The sequence below is a fragment of the Cryobacterium glucosi genome, assembly GCF_004402235.1.
Classification (GTDB): domain Bacteria; phylum Actinomycetota; class Actinomycetes; order Actinomycetales; family Microbacteriaceae; genus Cryobacterium; species Cryobacterium glucosi.
In genome coordinates this window covers 1-17,551 of record NZ_SOFS01000039.1, presented here as the reverse complement: position 1 = coordinate 17,551, position 17,551 = coordinate 1, and the positions used below count along the sequence as shown (strand labels likewise).

14 protein-coding genes and 1 tRNA gene are annotated in these 17,551 nt (G+C 68.3%); 9 read left to right on the top strand and 6 right to left on the bottom strand.

From position 1 onward, the window contains the following. Window positions 1–104: 104 nt before the first annotated feature. The 3 genes from E3O46_RS15705 (at window position 105) to E3O46_RS15695 (ending at window position 4,627) form a co-directional block, all read left to right on the top strand. Window positions 105–503, top strand: coding sequence for a DUF7882 family protein (locus E3O46_RS15705; protein WP_241975293.1), 399 nt, complete (start codon window positions 105–107; stop codon window positions 501–503). A 64-nt stretch (window positions 504–567) separates the two neighbouring features. Further along, the gene (locus tag E3O46_RS15700) at window positions 568–3,360 is read left to right on the top strand and encodes a cation-translocating P-type ATPase (RefSeq protein WP_134562041.1); all 2,793 of its coding nucleotides are present in this window, start codon (window positions 568–570) and stop codon (window positions 3,358–3,360) included. A 160-nt stretch (window positions 3,361–3,520) separates the two neighbouring features. Beyond that, the gene (locus tag E3O46_RS15695) at window positions 3,521–4,627 is read left to right on the top strand and encodes a DNA alkylation repair protein (protein ID WP_134448768.1); all 1,107 of its coding nucleotides are present in this window, start codon (window positions 3,521–3,523) and stop codon (window positions 4,625–4,627) included. On the opposite strand, the gene E3O46_RS15690 is transcribed toward E3O46_RS15695, so the two are convergent. Then, complete coding sequence (locus E3O46_RS15690) at window positions 4,605–5,264, bottom strand: class I SAM-dependent methyltransferase (RefSeq protein ID WP_134562040.1); 660 nt, start codon at window positions 5,262–5,264, stop codon at window positions 4,605–4,607. The genes E3O46_RS15695 and E3O46_RS15690 overlap by 23 nt on opposite strands. Window positions 5,265–5,342: 78 nt before the next feature. Here E3O46_RS15690 and E3O46_RS15685 point away from each other — a divergent pair, with 78 nt between their 5' ends. After that, complete coding sequence (locus E3O46_RS15685; RefSeq protein ID WP_241985103.1) at window positions 5,343–5,948, top strand: helix-turn-helix domain-containing protein; 606 nt, start codon at window positions 5,343–5,345, stop codon at window positions 5,946–5,948. Between the two features lie 85 nt (window positions 5,949–6,033). On the opposite strand, the gene E3O46_RS15680 is transcribed toward E3O46_RS15685, so the two are convergent. Together E3O46_RS15680 and E3O46_RS15675 are read right to left on the bottom strand one after the other, a co-directional pair. Further along, window positions 6,034–6,106: transfer RNA gene (locus E3O46_RS15680), tRNA-Arg, on the bottom strand. 101 nt (window positions 6,107–6,207) lie between these two features. Continuing rightward, entirely contained in the window at window positions 6,208–7,593 is a 1,386-nt protein-coding gene (locus E3O46_RS15675; RefSeq protein ID WP_134558641.1) for an MFS transporter, read from the bottom strand. An 84-nt stretch (window positions 7,594–7,677) separates the two neighbouring features. Here E3O46_RS15675 and E3O46_RS15670 point away from each other — a divergent pair, with 84 nt between their 5' ends. The 5 genes from E3O46_RS15670 (at window position 7,678) to E3O46_RS15645 (ending at window position 13,828) form a co-directional block, all read left to right on the top strand. Beyond that, complete coding sequence (locus tag E3O46_RS15670; protein ID WP_134562039.1) at window positions 7,678–8,412, top strand: flavodoxin family protein; 735 nt, start codon at window positions 7,678–7,680, stop codon at window positions 8,410–8,412. 109 nt (window positions 8,413–8,521) lie between these two features. Beyond that, window positions 8,522–10,141 carry a carboxylesterase/lipase family protein gene (locus E3O46_RS15665; RefSeq protein WP_134562038.1) on the top strand — a complete coding sequence of 540 codons (1,620 nt, stop codon included), beginning with the start codon at window positions 8,522–8,524 and terminating at the stop codon, window positions 10,139–10,141. Between the two features lie 174 nt (window positions 10,142–10,315). Next, window positions 10,316–12,100, top strand: a complete 1,785-nt coding sequence (locus E3O46_RS15660) for an APC family permease (RefSeq protein WP_134562037.1) — start codon at window positions 10,316–10,318, stop codon at window positions 12,098–12,100. Window positions 12,101–12,210: 110 nt separating this feature from the next. Further along, the gene (locus E3O46_RS19075; protein WP_134562036.1) at window positions 12,211–13,173 is read left to right on the top strand and encodes a DUF222 domain-containing protein; all 963 of its coding nucleotides are present in this window, start codon (window positions 12,211–12,213) and stop codon (window positions 13,171–13,173) included. Window positions 13,174–13,402: 229 nt separating this feature from the next. Then, window positions 13,403–13,828: an HNH endonuclease signature motif containing protein gene (locus tag E3O46_RS15645; RefSeq protein ID WP_134562034.1), complete on the top strand. Its 426-nt coding sequence runs from the start codon at window positions 13,403–13,405 to the stop codon at window positions 13,826–13,828. A 98-nt stretch (window positions 13,829–13,926) separates the two neighbouring features. Here the strand turns inward: E3O46_RS15645 and E3O46_RS15640 are convergent, their stop codons facing one another. The 3 genes from E3O46_RS15640 to E3O46_RS15630 all read right to left on the bottom strand — a co-directional run. Continuing rightward, window positions 13,927–14,460 (bottom strand): hypothetical protein, encoded by a 534-nt coding sequence (locus E3O46_RS15640; protein ID WP_134562033.1) that lies wholly within the window; start codon window positions 14,458–14,460, stop codon window positions 13,927–13,929. 11 nt (window positions 14,461–14,471) lie between these two features. After that, window positions 14,472–16,004 carry an alkaline phosphatase gene (locus E3O46_RS15635; protein WP_134562032.1) on the bottom strand — a complete coding sequence of 511 codons (1,533 nt, stop codon included), beginning with the start codon at window positions 16,002–16,004 and terminating at the stop codon, window positions 14,472–14,474. A 158-nt stretch (window positions 16,005–16,162) separates the two neighbouring features. Continuing rightward, window positions 16,163–17,551 (bottom strand): response regulator (locus E3O46_RS15630; protein ID WP_134562031.1); only part of this gene is annotated, 1,389 nt, incomplete at its 5' end.

Below are 17,551 nucleotides of genomic sequence, written 5' to 3'. Positions count from 1 at the left end.
GCTTAATTGGTTGTAGTGACGAATTCTCACGCGTATAACTGGGCAATATGCTTCGAGGCGACATCGATGGCGCTGGGCCTCAGGCCGATCCGGAATGGCGCGCCATGGGATATCTGATGTACAAGGGGATGATCGTCGATTTCGACGATCGGATTCTCGCTCACCTGCAGATCGTGATCGTGCAGAAGCTCCGCAGGGGCGAGAGCTTCCTGCTCTCCTGGCCCGATGTCGGGAAATCCGGCGGTCACAGTTCGGCGTGGTTGAACCCGTCGATTCCGCTCTACTTCCGGTTCTCCGGCGGCCACGCCCCGAGCATCAACGAGAGATGGCTGCACTGCCTGAGCGAATCGGCGAACAGTTCTGCCGGTCTGGTCGTGACCGGGGAGGAGGACTCCCTTGTCGCCGCAGATCCGCGGCAGGCTTCCCTTCCCCGCCGACGCGGGGAGGGATACCTCGTGCACGCGGCCCCGCTGGTGCAGGAGACCACCGCCCGCGGAGACTGAGCGCGGACGCCCCGGCCGGTGGGCGCCGGCATCCGCCGCCCGGGCCGAAGCGTAGCCTTGGTCCATGAGCTTGCCGCAGCTCCACCCTGCCGATTCTGCTGACCCCGCCGCGTCGATCTATCGGGAAACAGCTGATGAGGTGCTCAGCGCATTCGGGAGCTCCCGCTCCGGCCTCACGACCGGCGCCGCGGACGAGCGGCGGATCCGCGCGGGCAGCAATGCGATCGTCACCCTCAAGAAGGAATCCACGCTGAGGCGCTACCTGCGCCAGTTCGCCGACTGGATGATCGTGTTGCTCCTCGCGAGCGCCGCCATCACGGGGTTTCTCGGCGACCTGGGCACCGCCGGCGTCCTCGTCGCACTCGTCGGATTCAACACCCTGATCGGTTTCGTGCAGGAGAACCGCGCGGAGAAGACCATGGAGGCGCTCGAAAGGCTCGTCGACCCGACCACCCAGGTCTATCGGGACGGCGCCCTGACCGAGATCGAATCCCGGGCGCTCGTGCCCGGGGACGTGGTGCGCCTGACCGAAGGCGCCTCAGTACCCGCCGACGTGAGACTGGTCGACACCACCGCCTTCTCCACCAACGACTTCGCCCTGACCGGGGAGAGCGACCCGACCCGGAAGTACGCGCGGCCGATCCCGCACGAGGTGCCGCTCGCGGACCGGCACAACCTGGCTTTCGCGGGCACGAGCGTCGCCACCGGTGAGGCGCTCGGACTCGTCACCGCGACCGGGATGCACACCGAGCTCGGCCGAATCGCCCGGCTCAGCCAGTCGGCTCCGCAGACCCGCAGCCCACTTCAGGTGGAGACGGGCAAGATCGCGAAGTACGTCAGCTATGGCGTCGCCGTGGTGTCTCTCGTCGTGCTTGTCATCGCCGTGCAGTCCGAGCTTCCGCTCCGCGAGGCGATGCTCTTCGCCGTCGGATTCGCCTGCGCCCTCATCCCGCAGGGGCTGCCCGCCGAAGTCAACACTGCGCTCGCCGCCGCGGCCGGCACCCTCGCCCGGCAGAACGCCCTGGTCAAGAAGCTCAGCTCCGTCGAGACGCTCGGGGCGACGCACGTGATCTGCACCGACAAGACCGGCACGCTCACCAAGAACGAGATGACGGTCAGCGAACTCGTCGTCTGCGGCGCCGACTACCGGGTCACCGGGATCGGCTACGCGCCCGTCGGCGTCTTCGAGCCGGAATCCCGGAGCGACACGGCAACGGCCCGGCTGCGCGCGTTCCTCACCGTCGGGGTGTTCGCGAACAACGCCCGCCTCGTCGCCCCTGCCGGGGACGACGACTGGCGCATCCTCGGCGACCCGACGGAAGGCGCGCTCCTCGTCGTGGCCGGCAAGGCCGGAGTCGACCTCGAGGCCCTGCGCGCCCGCTGCCCCGAGATCGACGAACTGCCGTTCGATTCCACCCGGAAACTGATGACCAGCATCCGCCGGGACCCGGACGGAGTGCTCACCGCATACTCGAAGGGCGCCCCGGAAAGCCTGCTCGCCCGGGCCACCCTGATCGACGACGGCACCGCCGTGCGTTCGCTCACGGACGCCGACCGGGCGGCCCTGCTCGCCCGGCACACCGAGAAGGCGGGCCGCGCACTCCGCAACCTCGTCTTCGCGACGCGGGTGCTCACCGAAGCGGATGCCGCCAGCGGGGACATCCATGTCATCGAACGCGACCTGACCATCCTGGGACTCGTCTCGATGCAGGACCCGATCCGCGCTGCCGTCCCCGCCGCCATGACGACCGTGCTCGCAGCCGGGGTGAAGGTCAACATCGTGACAGGCGACTTCTCCCTCACGGCCGAGGCCATCGCACACCAGGCCGGGCTCTCTGGCGACGACGGGCTCAGCATCGTCACCGGCGCGGAGCTTGCGGTGATGCCCGACGCCGAGGTTCTCCGTCACGCACTCGGCGGCGGCACGGTGTTCAGCAGGGTCGCGCCGGAGGACAAGGTGCGTATCGTCGACCTCGTCAAGGCCTCCGGGCACATCGTCGCCGTCACCGGCGACGGCATCAACGATGCGCCAGCATTGCGGCATGCGAACATCGGGGTCGCGATGGGCGCCTCCGGGACGGATGTGGCCAAGCAGGCCGCCGAGATCGTGCTGCTCGACGACAGCTTCGCAACCCTCGTGAACGCGATCGCCGAGGGACGGACGATCTACCGCAACATCACCAAGGGCGTTCTCAGCTGCCTGACCTCGAACATCGCCGAGTTCGTGGTCAACACCGCGAGCCTGGCCCTGGCCTCCCTGTTCGGCGTGCCCCTCGCCCTGAACGTGTTGCAGATCCTCGCGATCGACCTGCTCGGGGAGATCTTCCCGATCGCGGCGCTCGGCAAGGACCCCGCCGAAGGGGAGACGATGAAGGACCCGCCCCGGGATTCCCGCGCCCGGATCCTGAACGGACGGTCGATCGTCGACGTGCTCTCGTGCGGTGCCCTGATGGGCATCTTCGCCATCACGAACTACCTGCTGTTCTACGACCGGAACGGCATCGACCCGTTCAGCCAGACCGTGCCCGCTCTGCCGCTCGCCCAGGCGATGTCGATCACCTACGTCACGATCATGATCTGCCAGCTCGTCAGCATCATCCAGCGCCGCAGCGTGCACGGGTTCTTCACGAGGTACCAGTTCAGCAACCCCTCGTTCTGGTATGCAGTCGCCCTCGCTATCACGATCATGCTCGTCATCGTCTACGTGCCGGTGGTCGCGGGCTTCTTCGGCACGAGCGGGCTCGGCGTCCTGGACTGGGCGTTCGTGCTCGGTGCCGCGATCGTGTTCCTCGGGATCCGGGAGGGGGCTGCTGCCCTTCGGCGCCGCGGTGCGAGCGCGGACGCCGGCCGCGCCTGAGACATCCGCTTCTCACCGCGACCGGCACCGCGCCCGCGCTGGTTTCGGCACACCGCGCCCGCCGTTTCGGGCGCGGACGGAAGAAACCGGCGGGGTGTTCGGCGCGACCGCAATCTGGCACGCTGGAGGGGTACACCGCTACACCAGCACCAGGAGCCCCATGCCCTTCGCCGACCAACTCATCGGAGTGCCGACCGCGGTCGCCCTCACCGCGGCGATCCAGGCCGTCACACCGCACGCGCCGCTCACCGCGCTGCGCGCAGCCACGGAAGCGCTCGACCCGCTCTCACTGCGGGAGCGGAGCGACCTGTTGCGTGACGCCCTGCTGGCAGACCTGCCGGGCGGCTACGACTCATTCGCCGCGACCATCCGCGCAGCCGCGTCGGGAACCGCGCCGTTCACCGGCTGGCTGATCTGGCCGGTGTCGACCGCGATCGCGGTCAAGGGCATCGAGGCGGGCACGGATGCCGCCTTCGACGACGCCCTGGGCATGCTCGCCGAGCTCACCGGCCGGCTCAGTTCCGAGTTCGCGATCCGGCTACTCCTCGACCACGACCTCGAGCGGGCGCTCCCGGTCGTGCTGGGCTGGACCGCCTCGACCGACGTCGACGTGCGCAGGCTCGCGACCGAGGGCACCCGGCCGTTCCTGCCCTGGGCTCGGCGGGTCCCGGGGATCCTCGCCGAGCCGACCGCGACCCTGCCGATCCTGCACGCGCTCTACCGCGACGATGACGAGGCCGTGCGCCGGTCGGTCGCCAACCATCTCAACGACCTGAGCAGGCAGCAGCCGGAGCTCGCGGTCGCCACGACGGCCGAGTGGCTCGCCGAGCCGGACGGGCACACCGCCCGGCTCGTGCGGCACGCGCTGCGCACCCTCGTGAAGCGAGGCAATCCTGCCGCCCTCGCCCAGCTCGGCTTCCATGCGGCCGATGTGACGGTGGCCGGCCCGGTGCTGGCCGAGACGAAGGTGGCGTTCGGCGGAACGGTCGACTTCACCGCAAGCATCCGCAACAACGCCCGTGTGGCCACCCGGCTGGCCGTCGACTATGTCCTGCACCACCAGAAGGCGAACGGCACCCTCACCGGCAAGACGTTCAAGCTCACGACCCTGACCCTGGAGCCAGGCGAGGTCGTGCTGCTGACCAAGGGGCACTCGCTCCGGGCGATCACCACCCGTCGCTACTACCCCGGAGAGCACGCCGTCGAGTTGCAGGTGAACGGTGTGACCCACGGCCGGACGCCGTTCATCCTGCTGCCGGAGGCCTGACCGGCCGGGTCGCCCTGACCACCACGTCGCGCACGGGGGTCGCGCCGTCGTGGGCGGCGGGCGCCTCCCGCTCACGCGATTCGGCGACCTCGACCTCGAGTTCCGCGCCGTCGATCGCGGCGAGCACGTCGTCGACCCCGAACATCAGCTCGCGGAAGTGCGCCCGGTGCTCGCCTGCATCAGCGTCGGAGACGTCGTGACCGACGATGAGCAGCGTGCCGCCCGGCGCGACGGCCGCCGCGAGGGCCCGGAAGAGCACGCTTCGGGCGCTCTCGGGCAGGTGCATGAACTGCGAAGTGACGAGGTCGAATGAGCGGGGCTCTGGCGACCAGGACGTCAGGTCGTGCTGCTCCCAGCGGATGCGCGCCGCGGCGGGTCCGTCGACGGACTCCGCCCGGGCACGTGCCTTGTCGAGCGCGTTCGTGGAGATGTCGACACCGGTGACGTGCCACCCGCTCATCGCCAGCCAGAGTGCGTCGCCGCCTTCCCCGCTGCCGATGTCGAGGGCGCGGCCCGGCGCGAGCGGTGTCACTTCGGCGACGAGCACGGGGTTCGGGTCGCCGCTCCACGCCAGCCCTGGGGCGGCGTAACGCTCCTCCCAGTAGTCGCGGCCGAACGGGTGTTCCTCGTGTGTCATGGCAGACCTCCTGCTTCGATGCTCGGACAGGATCGACGGAATCGCCAAGCCCGTTTGCCGAAGTGGCAAGATCGACCCATGGACGACACTTCCGCCACGACGGAGACGATGCTCGCCGCCGTCGGCCCGCTCCTTCGGGCGCGGCGCAGCGAGCACGGTATGACACTCGCCGAACTGTCGCGCGCCACGGGCATCTCGGTCAGCACGCTGTCCCGGCTCGAATCCGGGCAACGGCGTCCCGCACTCGAGCTGCTGCTGCCACTGGCGCGGGCCTATGGCGTTCCGCTGGACGAACTGGTCGGGGCGCCGGAGACGGGTGACCCGCGCATCCACCTCCGGCCGACGCGGCACCGCGACCAGACGATCGTGCCGCTGTCCCGCGGCGCGAGCGGCGGGCCGCAGGCGTTCAAACACCTGATCCCCGCAACGGTAGCGGAGCGTGAGCCGGATCCGAGGGTGCACGAGGGATACGAGTGGATCTACGTGCTCCGGGGCCGCCTCCGGCTCGTGCTCGGCACGCACGACCTGGTGCTCCCGGCCGGGGAGGCCGCCGAGTTCGACACCCGCACGCCGCACTGGTTCGGCCGGGTCGGTCCGGGCGACGTCGAGTTCCTCACCCTCTTCGGCCGCCAGGGCGAGCGGATGCACGTGCGCGCAGCTCCACCCGGGCGCCTGGGCGAGTGAGACGCGGCTGGGGGGCTCGGCCGCGGATCCCGCGGACAGCCACAAAAAAGCCCCGCATCTCAGTGAGTGCGGGGCTTTTGTCTTGTGCGCCCGAAGGGATTCGAACCCCCAACCTTCTGATCCGTAGTCAGATGCTCTATCCGTTGAGCTACGAGCGCATGTGTCAGGCGAAATCCTTCGCGAAGACAACTTAGAAACTATAACAGATTTCCCGGCCCCTCCCGTTCGAGGGCAGGTGGGAGAGGCGCGGATGCCGCGCTCAGGCGGGTTCCCCTGCCGCAGGCGCTGCGGCATCCGCCCCGCTCTTCGGGGTGCGGATGCCGAGCCACGACACGAGTGCGCCGGCGAACATGAGCGTGGCGGTGACCAGCAGGACCCGCTGGAACCCGGCGACGCCGAGCTGTTCGCCGGCGATCGTGCCGGCGAAGGCGATCATGATGAGTCCGGCGACCCGGGAGACGGCGTTGTTGATCGCCGAGCCGATTCCGGCCTGCTCAGGATGGATGGAGCCGAGCACGGCGCCCGTCAGGGGTGCCACCGTGATCGAGAGCCCGAGGCCCACGACGGCGATGCCGGGGATCACGGTGCGCCAGACATCCACCGGGGGAACGGCCAGGGTCAGGATCAGGAAGCCGATGCCCGCCACGATCGGACCCAGGGTCATGAAGAGTCGCGGGCCGAACCGGCCGGCGAGCCCGCCGAACAATGTCGAGAAGAACAGCATCATCAGGGTCGCCGGGATGCCCGCGAGTCCCGCGCTCGTCGCCGAGAGGCCGCCGACCTGTTGCAGGTAGACGGCGAAGATGAAGAAACCGAGGCTCAGCGCACCGTAGATGCCGACGGTCGCGAGGTTGCCTGCCCAGAAATTGCGCACCCGGAAGAGGCCGAGGGGCATCATCGGGTGCGGAGCGCGCGCCTCCCACCAGAGGAACGCGGCGAGGGAGAGCAGCCCGAAGACGAGCGGCAGGTACACGATGGGACTGCCCCAGCCGAGCCGACCCTGCTCGATGAGCGCGAAAACGGGACCGCCGAGGCCGACGACGGCGAGGCAGGCCCCGGCGACGTCGATCCGGGCGGCCGGAGCGGTGCGCGCCGGTTCCCGCACTCCGGCGAGCACGATGAGGGTCGCCACGATCGGGAGCACGTTGATCGCGAACACGAGCCGCCAGCTGCTCGTGTCGACCAGGACGCCGCCGAGGATGGGCCCGGCGATGCCCGCGATGCCGGTCCAGCCTGTCCAGACGCCGATCGCCCGGCCCTGGGCAGGACCGGTGAACGTCGAGGTGATGAGCGCGAGGGAGCTCGGAACGAGAAGGGCGGCAGCAGCGCCCTGCAGGATCCGCGCGACGACGAGGGCGGCGCCCCACGGTGCGACGGCGCACGCGAGAGAAGTGATCCCGAACCAGATCAGGCCGACCCGCAGAACGCGCACCCGGCCGAAGGTATCCGAGAGCGAGCCGGCCACGAGGATCAGGGCGCCGAGGGAGAGCAGGTAGCCGTCGACGACCCACTGCTGCAGGGTGAGGCCGCCGCCGAGTTCGCGGGAGATCGCGGGGAGTGCGACGTTGACGATGGACCCGTCGAGGAACGCGACGAAGGAGGAGAGGACGGCGACGATCAGGATGCGGCGTTCGCGAGGAGTCACCCGGCAATCTAACCCCGGATCCCGGACGAAGTGAACCCGCGCCCCGGGGTAGCCGGTGCGCGGAGCGGGTGCAACACTGGCGCCATGACCCCGAGCCGTAATACCCAGGCCTCCTACGACTATTCCGGGCTGCGTGCCCTGTTCATCAATTGCACGCTCAAGCGCAGCCCCGAAGCCAGCAATACCCAGGCGATCATCGACCTGAGCATGAACCTGATGCACGAGCAGGGCGTCTACGCCGAAACGATCCGGGCGATCGACCACGACATCGCGACCGGCGTCTATCCCGACATGACGGAGCACGGCTGGAAGACGGATGCCTGGCCGGCGCTCTTCGACAAGGTGCAGACGGCGGACATCCTCGTGATCGGCGGCCCGATCTGGCTCGGCGACAACAGTTCGGTGACGAAACGCGTGATCGAGCGGCTCTACGCGATGAGTGGAGAGTTCAACGACAAGGGCCAGTACGTCTATTACGGCAAGGTCGGCGGCGCCATCATCACCGGCAACGAGGATGGCGTGAAGCACTGCTCGTCGAACATCCTCTACAGCCTGCAGCACATCGGCTACTCGATCCCGCCGGCCGCGGACGCCGGTTGGATCGGCGAGATCGGGCCGGGTCCGAGCTACCTGGACGCCGGGTCCGGCGGCCCCCTGAACGACTTCACCAACCGCAACACGACCTTCATGACCTGGAACCTGATGCACCTCGCGGCGATCCTGAAGGCCAACGGCGGCTTCCCCGCCTACGGGAACCTCCGCAAGGACTGGGACTCCGGCGAGCGCTTCGGCTTCGAGCCCAACCCCGAGTACCGCTGAACCGAACCCGGTACCCACCAGTACCCACCAGAACCCCGACCCAGACCCAGACCCACCACCCACACGAAGGACCAAGACAACTCCAGAAGATTCCCACGAGGAGGAGCGCATGTCCACAGCAGTGACCCTCGACGATGAACCGCATCCAGGCCCCGGCCCCGGTTTGGGAGCCCCCCTTCGCTCCGTCTCGCTCCCCCGGGGCCGGCTCGACGTCCGCGTCAGCGGCGGGATCGTGCGCGGAGTGCACGAGGACGGGATACTGGCCTGGCGCGGCATCCCGTATGCGGCGCCACCGGTCGGCGACGGGCGTTTCCGGGCGCCGCGTCCTGTGGAATCGTGGGCAGGCATCCGTGACGCCTCGAGGTTCGGGAAGATCGCCTCACAACCGCACCGCGGGCAGTTTCGGGCCCACGGGCCGCGCAGCGCCTCAGGGGAAGATTGCCTGACGATCAATGTCATGCGCCCGGCCGCGGGGCACCCGCGCCGGCTCGGCCTGCCGGTGATGGTGTTCATCCACGGCGGAGGGTACAGCGTGGGGTCCTCCCAGGACTTCACCGGCCGCGGCGAGCGCTTCGTGCGCAGCGGCCGCGTCGTCTACGTGAGCTTCAACTACCGCCTGGGGGCGCTCGGCTACATCGACTTCACCAGATTCTCGACGCCGGACCACCCCTTTGAGAGCAACCTCGGGTTGCGCGACCAGGTCGCCGCCCTGCGCTGGGTGCGGGACAACATCCGCGCCTTCGGCGGGAACCCGAACAACGTCACCGTGTTCGGGGAATCGGCGGGAGGGAACGCCGTCATCACACTGATGGCGACGCCGGCGGCCGAGGGGCTCTTCGCGCGCGCGATCGCCCAGAGCTCGCCGTCCAACGCCGCGTTCTCGCGGGAACTCACGGATGCCTGGGCCGGGGAGGTCGTCGAGGAGTTGCGGACGCTCACGGAAGCCGACGCCGGAGCGGTCGGCCTGGCCCCGGACGAGCTGCTCGCCATGGCACCCGCCGACGTGATCTCCCAGGCTGTCATCGCGGTGCAGACCCGGACCCCGGACTCGAACCCGGGCACCTTCTGCCTCGTGCCCGTCGTCGACGGCGACTTCCTGCCGGAACGCCCGGTCGATGCCTTCCGCGCCGGCCGCGAACACCGGGTCCCGCTCATCATCGGCTCCAACGAGCGGGAAGGCACCCTCTTCCGCGGCAGGGTCGACATCCTGCCGCATTCGGCTCCCCGGATCAGCGCCATCTTCGACCAGGCACCGGAGAGCTCACACGAGGCGATGCGCGCGGTGTACGCGGGGTTGTCACCGCTGCGCGGCTCGGTCGATTTCGGCAGCGACTTCGTGTTCTGGTACCCGAGCCTGCAGCTCGGGGAGCTGCACTCCAGGGTCGCGCCGGTGTACGTCTACCGCTTCGACCTCGCGCCGCGCCTGATGCACATGCTCGGATTCGGCGCGACCCACGGAATCGAGCTTTTCGCCCTGTTCGACCAGACCGACCTGCCGGTCGCCCGGATCATGAGCGTGCTCGGCGGTCGCGAGCTCTTCATCAACGCGGGCGAGCGGATGCGCCGGAACTGGCTGCACTTCGCGCTCACCGGCCGTCCCGACGCCGACTGGCCCCGCTTCACCGCGGAGGACCGCCTGACCCTGATCATCGATGCGGAGGACCGCGTCGAGTCGGATCCCCGCGGGGACCGTCGGGCGGTGTGGCAGGAATTCCTGCCCGACTGGTGATCGCGGGTCCCTCCCTCGGCCCAGAAACATGCGAAACCGGAACATTGGGCAGGTGCGGGCCGCGGGAAACAGGGGTAGAACGGTGTCAATCACGATCGCTCACCGCTGAGGGACCGCGTTCGTCCTGTTCCGCCCTGTTGCCGACCCCGGTCGGCCCTCACGTGGGGAGTACCGATGACCGATAGCGCTTCGTCCCAAGCCGGCGAGAAACGTTCCGACCAGGTCGACAGCAAGGGGCTGAAAGGCGGGGCGCTCGGCCTGCTGTCGAGCGTCGTCGTCGGAATGGCGTCAACGGCCCCCGCGTACAGCCTCGCCGCGAGCCTCGGCTTCATCGTCGCGAGCGGCGGAGCCCTTCTCGCCGGCGTCAAGGCGCCGGGTATCGTGCTGCTCGCCTTCATCCCGATGTACCTCATCGCGGTCGCATACCAGGAACTCAACAAGGCGGAGCCGGACTGCGGAACGACCTTCACCTGGGCCACCCGTGCGTTCGGCCCGATCACCGGCTGGCTCGGTGGCTGGGGCATCATCGCCGCAGACGTCATCGTGATGGCCAACCTCGCACAGGTGGCCGGTTCCTACTCATTCACCTTCATGGGCGACCTCGGACTGACGGGTGTCGCCGACCTCGCGAACGACCAGTTCTGGTCGACGGTCGCCGGTGTGCTCTGGATCGTGATCATGACCTGGATCTGCTACCGCGGTATCGAACTCTCCGCCCGCATCCAGTACGTGCTCCTGGGCATCGAGGTTGTCGTGCTGATCATGTTCGCCGTCTTCGCGCTCATCCGCGTGTACACGGGGAGCGCGGAAAGCTACTCGCTGACCCCGACGCTCGACTGGTTCAACCCGTTCACGCTCGACTTCGGCAGTGTGATCGCCCCCGCCGTGCTGACCGCCGTGTTCATCTATTGGGGCTGGGACACAGCCGTCTCCGTCAACGAGGAGACGGCCGACCCGAGCAAGACCCCTGGCCGGGCCGCCATCATCAGCACCCTGCTCCTGCTCGGCACCTATGCCCTCGTGACCATCGCGGCGGTCGCCTTCGCGGGCGTCGGCACCGACGGTGTGGGACTCGGCAACGACGCGAACTCGGCGGACGTCTTCGCCGCGATCGGGCCGGCGCTGTTCGGTGACAGCACCCTCGGCAACCTCGCGATGCTCCTCCTCTCGGCCTCGATCCTCACCTCGGCCTCCGCGTCGACGCAGACCACGATCCTGCCCACCGCCCGCACGGCCCTGTCGATGGGTGTCTATCGCGCCCTGCCCGCACGCTTCGCAAAGATCCACCCGCGGTACCTCACCCCGACCTGGGCCACCCTCGCCATGGGCGGCATTTCGATCGGGTTCTACCTGCTCTTCACCCTGATCAGTGTCCAGCTGCTCGGGGCGCTGATCGGTTCCGTCGGCCTGATGATCGCCTTCTACTACGGGCTCACCGGTTTCGCGTGCGTCTGGTATTACCGCAGGTCGATGTGGTCGTCGTTCCGGAACGTGATCATGCGGGGCCTCTTCCCACTGCTCGGCGGCCTGATGCTGACCGCGGCCTTCGTCTACGGGCTGCAGCAGTACGCCACGGTCGACTGGCTCACCGACGATAACGGGGACAACGTCACGATCTTCGGCATCGGCGCCGTCGCCGTCGTCGGGATCGGCGCACTGGTGCTCGGTGTGGTCGTGATGCTGGTCTGGTGGGCGGTCAACCCGAATTTCTTCCGCGGCCGCACCCTGCCGCGCCAGTCCGACGACCTCGTGCTCGCCACAACCGAAGCGGAGTCGATTCCTCGATTCGGACTGCCGGACTCCAAGCTGATGCCGACGATGATCGCGCCGGACCTGTCGAACCTTCCGCCCGGCCAGACCGCCGTCAACGCCGAGACCGGCGAGGAAGTCAGCACGCCCGGCGACCTCCCCCCTGCCGACGCGAAACGGCATCCGCGCGCCGAGGCCGACGACGAGTAGCCGGCGGGTGATCGAGCGACCCTGTCCTCACCAGATACCTGATCAGAGTTAGTTTCCACAGACCTGAGCCATGCTCAGAGAGTGTCGGTGGTTGGTCGTAGCGTGGGGGCATGATCAACCTTCCCGAGTCACCCGCTTCACCCGATCAGCCGCATGGCGAACGGGTGCAGGGCGGTGTTCTCGGCGGGTTGCGGTCGATGGCGGATGTCGTCACCGGGCTGGGTGGTTCGTCCGCCGCTGTCGACACTCTCAGTGACGAGGCGGTGCTCGAGGGGCACGTGTTGATCGCGGGAGCCCGGCGGGCCTTGGACACCCAGGCTGCCTGGTTCGCCGCGACACTCGCCCGGCGGTCCCGTCCGGAACTCGGCGGGAAGGGCCTCGCGGCCCGGCAAGGCTTCCGGACTCCGGAAGACCTGCTGCAGAGCGTGTCTGGGTCAAGCAAGGGCGATGCTGTCAAGCTCCTCGGGGTGGGCCGGCTGCTGGCCGAGGCCGACGCCGCCGAGAAGGCCGCCCGCGAAGCCGCCGAGGCGCAGAAGTTACTCGACGGGACTCCGCCCCTCAACGAGGCCGCTCCAGACCTGCCGCCAGTCGACCCGCCGGTTCCTGCGGCCGCGGTGCCGCCGTGGCACGCGCCGATCGGCCGGGCGTTGCGAGAAGGCTGGCTCAGTGTTGAGAAGGCGGACTCGCTCCGGAAGGGCCTGGGCGACCTGGACCGGGCGATCACCCCGGAGAAACTCGCGACCGCCCTGGCCCGGCTCCTCACCGAAGCTCGGACCCTGAACGCTGACCAGCTGTTCAAGCGGGCCCGCCGGGTGCGGGACGTGCTCGATGAAGCCGGCATCGCCGCCCGGGAGAAAGCCGTCTACGACGACCGGTCCCTGCGGTTCTGGCGACTCCACACGGGGCAGGTGCGCATGGTCGGCCTGTTCGCCCCCGAAGACGGCGAGTACCTGATGAGTACCTACGACGCCATCACCAGTCCCCGCCGGGGCGGGGTGCGCTTCGTGGACAAGGAGCAGGCCGCGTGGGCGAAGCGGNCGAACAGCTCACCGCGGACGCATTCCTCGCCCTGACCAAACTCGGCGTCAAAGCCGACCCCAAGCGCATCGCCGGAAGCCGCAGCCCCGCCGTCCGCATGATCACCATCCGCCCCAGGAGCACCACACCCGCCGGTTTCGCGCCCAGGGGAACCACAACCACCGATGCCGCGCCAACCGAGGCCCCGTCACCCACAGCCGACGCTGCGGCGAACCCCGAAACCGCGCACCCGCGCTCCAGCCCGGCGTCATCGAGGGGACTGCGGTGACGGTCGCGGCCGAGACCTTGGAACGGAACCGGTGCGACAGCGGACTCCTCGACGTCACCTTCGACGACCACGGCCACGGCGTCGACCTCGGCCGCGAACAGCGCACGTTCAGCCCCGCCCAAAGCGCGGCCCTCGCCCTCCGCGACGGCGGCTGCATGTGGCCCGGCTGCGACCGGCCACCCTCCTGGACCGAAACCCACCACATCCAACACTGGAAAGACGACACCGGCCAGACCAACCTCGACCAAGGCATCCTGCTCTGCCGGGCCGACCACCTCAGGCTCCACAACGAACACTGGCACATCACCCGCGACGACACCGGCCAGTACTGGCTCACCCCACCACCCGGACTCGACCCCGACCAGAAACCCGTACTGTTCACCAGCAAAAACACGATCCTCCGCGACGATGGCCGGGTCTGATCCCAATGGGGCTCGCGTGAGGTCGCGATGCTCGCACCAGGAATGGTGCAGCGCGGGTGCTTCATGACGGGGAACAGGCCGGCCCGCGACTCATCGGGTCATTCGTTGACGAGGACCGGGACCCCGATCGACACGGCCACGGCCCGGCCGGACACATCCCCGGGTACCGCGATTGTGAACTCCTGACGTTCTATCGGCGGCTCGGTGTGGGTGGTGTCCTCGCTCAGGTGGTGGACGAAACGACCACTGCCGACCAGGACACCATCGGCGTCATAGAACCCGGCCAGCACCTCGAGGTCGAGCACGTCGCTCACGTCGCTCGTCACACGTACGGCACCCGATACCGCACCCCCGTCGAAGGCGAGGTCCTCGAGCACGAACCGGTCGTCGAAGGGACCGGCCGCCGCAACGATCGTCCCCGGGCTCGGGTGCACCAGATTCAGGCTCTCAAGCTCGGGGTTCCCGGTCGACGGTGTCAGTCCTGCAAAGGTCGCCTGAGGAGTGAACTGCGTCGCGGCGGCCGTTTGCGCGTCACTGTGGGCGCCGGTTGCCGCCGCATACACGGCAACGCCGACGACCGCACAGATGGCGACGACACTCAGCGCCGCGGCGATTCCGGATCTGGTCTTCATGCGAGGTCCGACTACACCACTCGGAGCGCGCGCCCGACTATCCCGAAGAGCGCCGTGTTATCGATCGTGCCCTGGAGCTGATCCGACCCGGGCCCCGTGGCGAACACCGGGACATCCGCCCCGGTGTGATTGCCGGAGAGATAGGTCAACCAGAGTCCGGCGTCCGGGGAGCCGTCGACGACACCCGCCGCATCCGTCGGGGTCCGGAAGGTCGCCGGCCCGAAGTTCTTCGGGTCTGCGGCGCCGGCACCGTTCACGATGCCCGTTGAGCGGGCGGCATCCTTGGAATTGGAGGGCCGGGTCGGGGTGGAGTTGTTCGCGGAGTTCCCGCTGTCGACGTTGGCCGGCGGAGTCCCGGCCTCGGCGTTCGTGAAGGTGCCCTTCTCGATGATGTTGAATCCGGCGCACTCGTGGTCCGCGGTCACGATGACGAGGGTGTTTCCGTCTCGCTTGGCAAAGTCCTTGACGATGGCGACCGCGTCATCAAATGCCTTCATTTCGCCGAGGGTCTGCGCGGCATCGTTGGCGTGTGAGCGCTTGTCGATGAGGGCGCCTTCAATCTGAAGGTAGAACCCCTGGCCTCCCTTTCCGCTCCGGTCGTTCTTGTCCGCATTGTTCTTGCCCTTCTGCAGCAAGTCAATCGCCTTGCTCGTCATCTCCGACAGGGTCGGTTCCTGCGCCTGGACCGAAGACGGGTTGTCCTGCTTGGTCTTCTCAACGGTCAGGTTGCCCTTGTTGAAGAGTCCGAAGACCTTGGCACCGGAGGCGGCGGCCAGGTCGGCTTTCGTGGCGATCGACTGGCCGGTGATGGAGCCGAGGACCGAGTAGCCCTGCCCCTTGAGCGCCGTCTCGTCAGCGGCATCGAAACGGCTGAGCCCGCCACCCAGGATGACGTCGGCCGTGCCGTTGCGGGCGATCTGGTCGGCGATGGGGGTGACCCGTACGTCGCTCGTCGGGAGGGCTGCCCCCGTGATGGACAGGTCCTGGCAGGCCGCATCGGAGTACACCGGACCCTGGCATCCCCTGGCGAGGGCGTGGCTCATCTGGCCGGCGGGAGTGGCATCCGTGATCTCAGCGGTCGAGACGTTTCCGGTGCGGTAGCCGGCCTTCTTGGCCAGTTCCATCATCGTGGGAACGACCATACCCTTGGCATCGACGCCGAGGGCCGCGTTGTAAGTCTTGACACCGGACGACCATGCCGTCGCCGCAGAGGCCGAATCGGTCACCGGATTGGGCTTGAAGTCGGTGGCACCCGGCTGGCCGGAGAGCTTCTCGACGGCGTACGTACTGACAAAGCCCTGGGCAGGCAGCGTTTCCATGGCGAGCTTGCCTGCGGCGCCGTAGTAGCGTTCGCGGGCGGCGGTGACGTGGGTGCGACCCATGCCATCGCCCAGGAGGTAGATGACGTTGGTGGCGCGGGCCCTGTCGTTTCCGTCATCGGCTGAGGCCGCTAGAGCGGCACCGCCGAATCCAGTGAGGATGACGCTCGCGACCAGTGCGGTCACAAGGGTGGTCGAGGTGAAAACGGAGGTCTGTCTCTTCATGAGGATTCTCCCAAAACTGTGCGATGGAGCACTCGGAGCGGCAGCTCATATTGCCACTGCTCACACGGTATGGCGTGCCGGTAACAGTGACGGGTACCCCCGGTGAACAGACTCTGACCGTTGCCCGGTCGACGGTTGATGCTGCCCGGCGAGCAGGGTCACCTCGCGTCGAGCGTGGCCGCGAGGTGGGGAGTGAGCACCGCCGTCACCTCGGCGATGACTGCCTCCAGCCTGGCCAGGTGATCCTCCGTGACCGGTCCACCATGGTTGGCGGATGCTTCGATCTCCCCGCATACGGCGGCGAGCCCGCTTGCCCCGATCGTGGCGCTGCTCCCGCGCAGCCGGTGGGCGATGAACGCGGCCTGCACCAGGTTGCCGCGGTCGAGCTCCGCCCGAAGGGCCGCCAGGTGGCCGCCGCTTTCGTCGAGGACGTGTTGCAGCAGAACGGCCTTGGTCTCGGCGCCCATCTCGTCGAGGTAGCCGAACAACTCGGGATCGAGCACCGGTGCTTTCTCGGCCACCGGCGTCGTGGAGAGGCCTGCCGCGAGGTCCGGCTCCGGACTCGGCACCGGAGTCGGCACTGGCACTGGCACTGGCACTGGCACCGGCACTGGCACCCTACTGGTGAGGGCAAGGGCCTCCGCGAGTTCCTCGACCCGGATCGGTTTGCTGAGGTACTGGTCCATGCCCGCGTCGGCACAGGCCCGGCGCGCTTCCGCCGTGACACTCGCCGTCAGCGCGATGATCATGGGCTGGCGGATACTGTCGCCCAGTACCCGGATCAACCGCGTGGCCTCGAGCCCGTCCACGATCGGCATGTGCACGTCCATCAGGACGACGTCGAAGTCGCCGAGTTGGACTGCCTGAACGGCTTCCAGACCGTTACTGACGGTGTCGACGCGGTGACCGCCCTTGGCGAGCATCAATTGCGCGACCTTCTGGTTGACGAGGTTGTCCTCCGCGAGGAGGATTCGCAATCCGGAAGCTGCGTCCGCACGCGCGGGCACCTCGGAGCCCGCGGCGACCTGGCCGGAAAGCACTTCGATGACGACGCGCTGCAGTTGGGCGCTGCGCACCGGCTTCGTCAGGACCGCCGCGAAAGGCGCCTTGCGCGCTTTGCTCAGTGTCGCGCTCATGCTCGTGAGCAGGATCATCGGGGTGTCCTGCCATCCCGGCAGGTCCTGCAGCACCCGGGCGACTGCAGCGCCGTCCATCCCCGGCAGTTGCATGTCGAGGATCGCGATATCGGGAACAGGGCTGTTCCTGGCGTCCGCGATCATCTCATCGGACGTCGCGGTCACGGTACATTTCATCCCCCACCGGGAGAGCTGACCGGACAGGATCCGACGGTTGGCCTCGTTGTCGTCCACCATCAGCGCGCGGAGTCCCGCAAGTGAGATCGTTTCGGTCACGCGGCGCTCCGGCGACGGGCTTTCCCGCCAGGCGATGGTGAATGCGAAGGTGGAGCCGACCCCGACGGTACTCGTCACCTCGATCCGCCCCCCCATGATCTCGACCAGGGCCTGACTGATCGCCAACCCCAGACC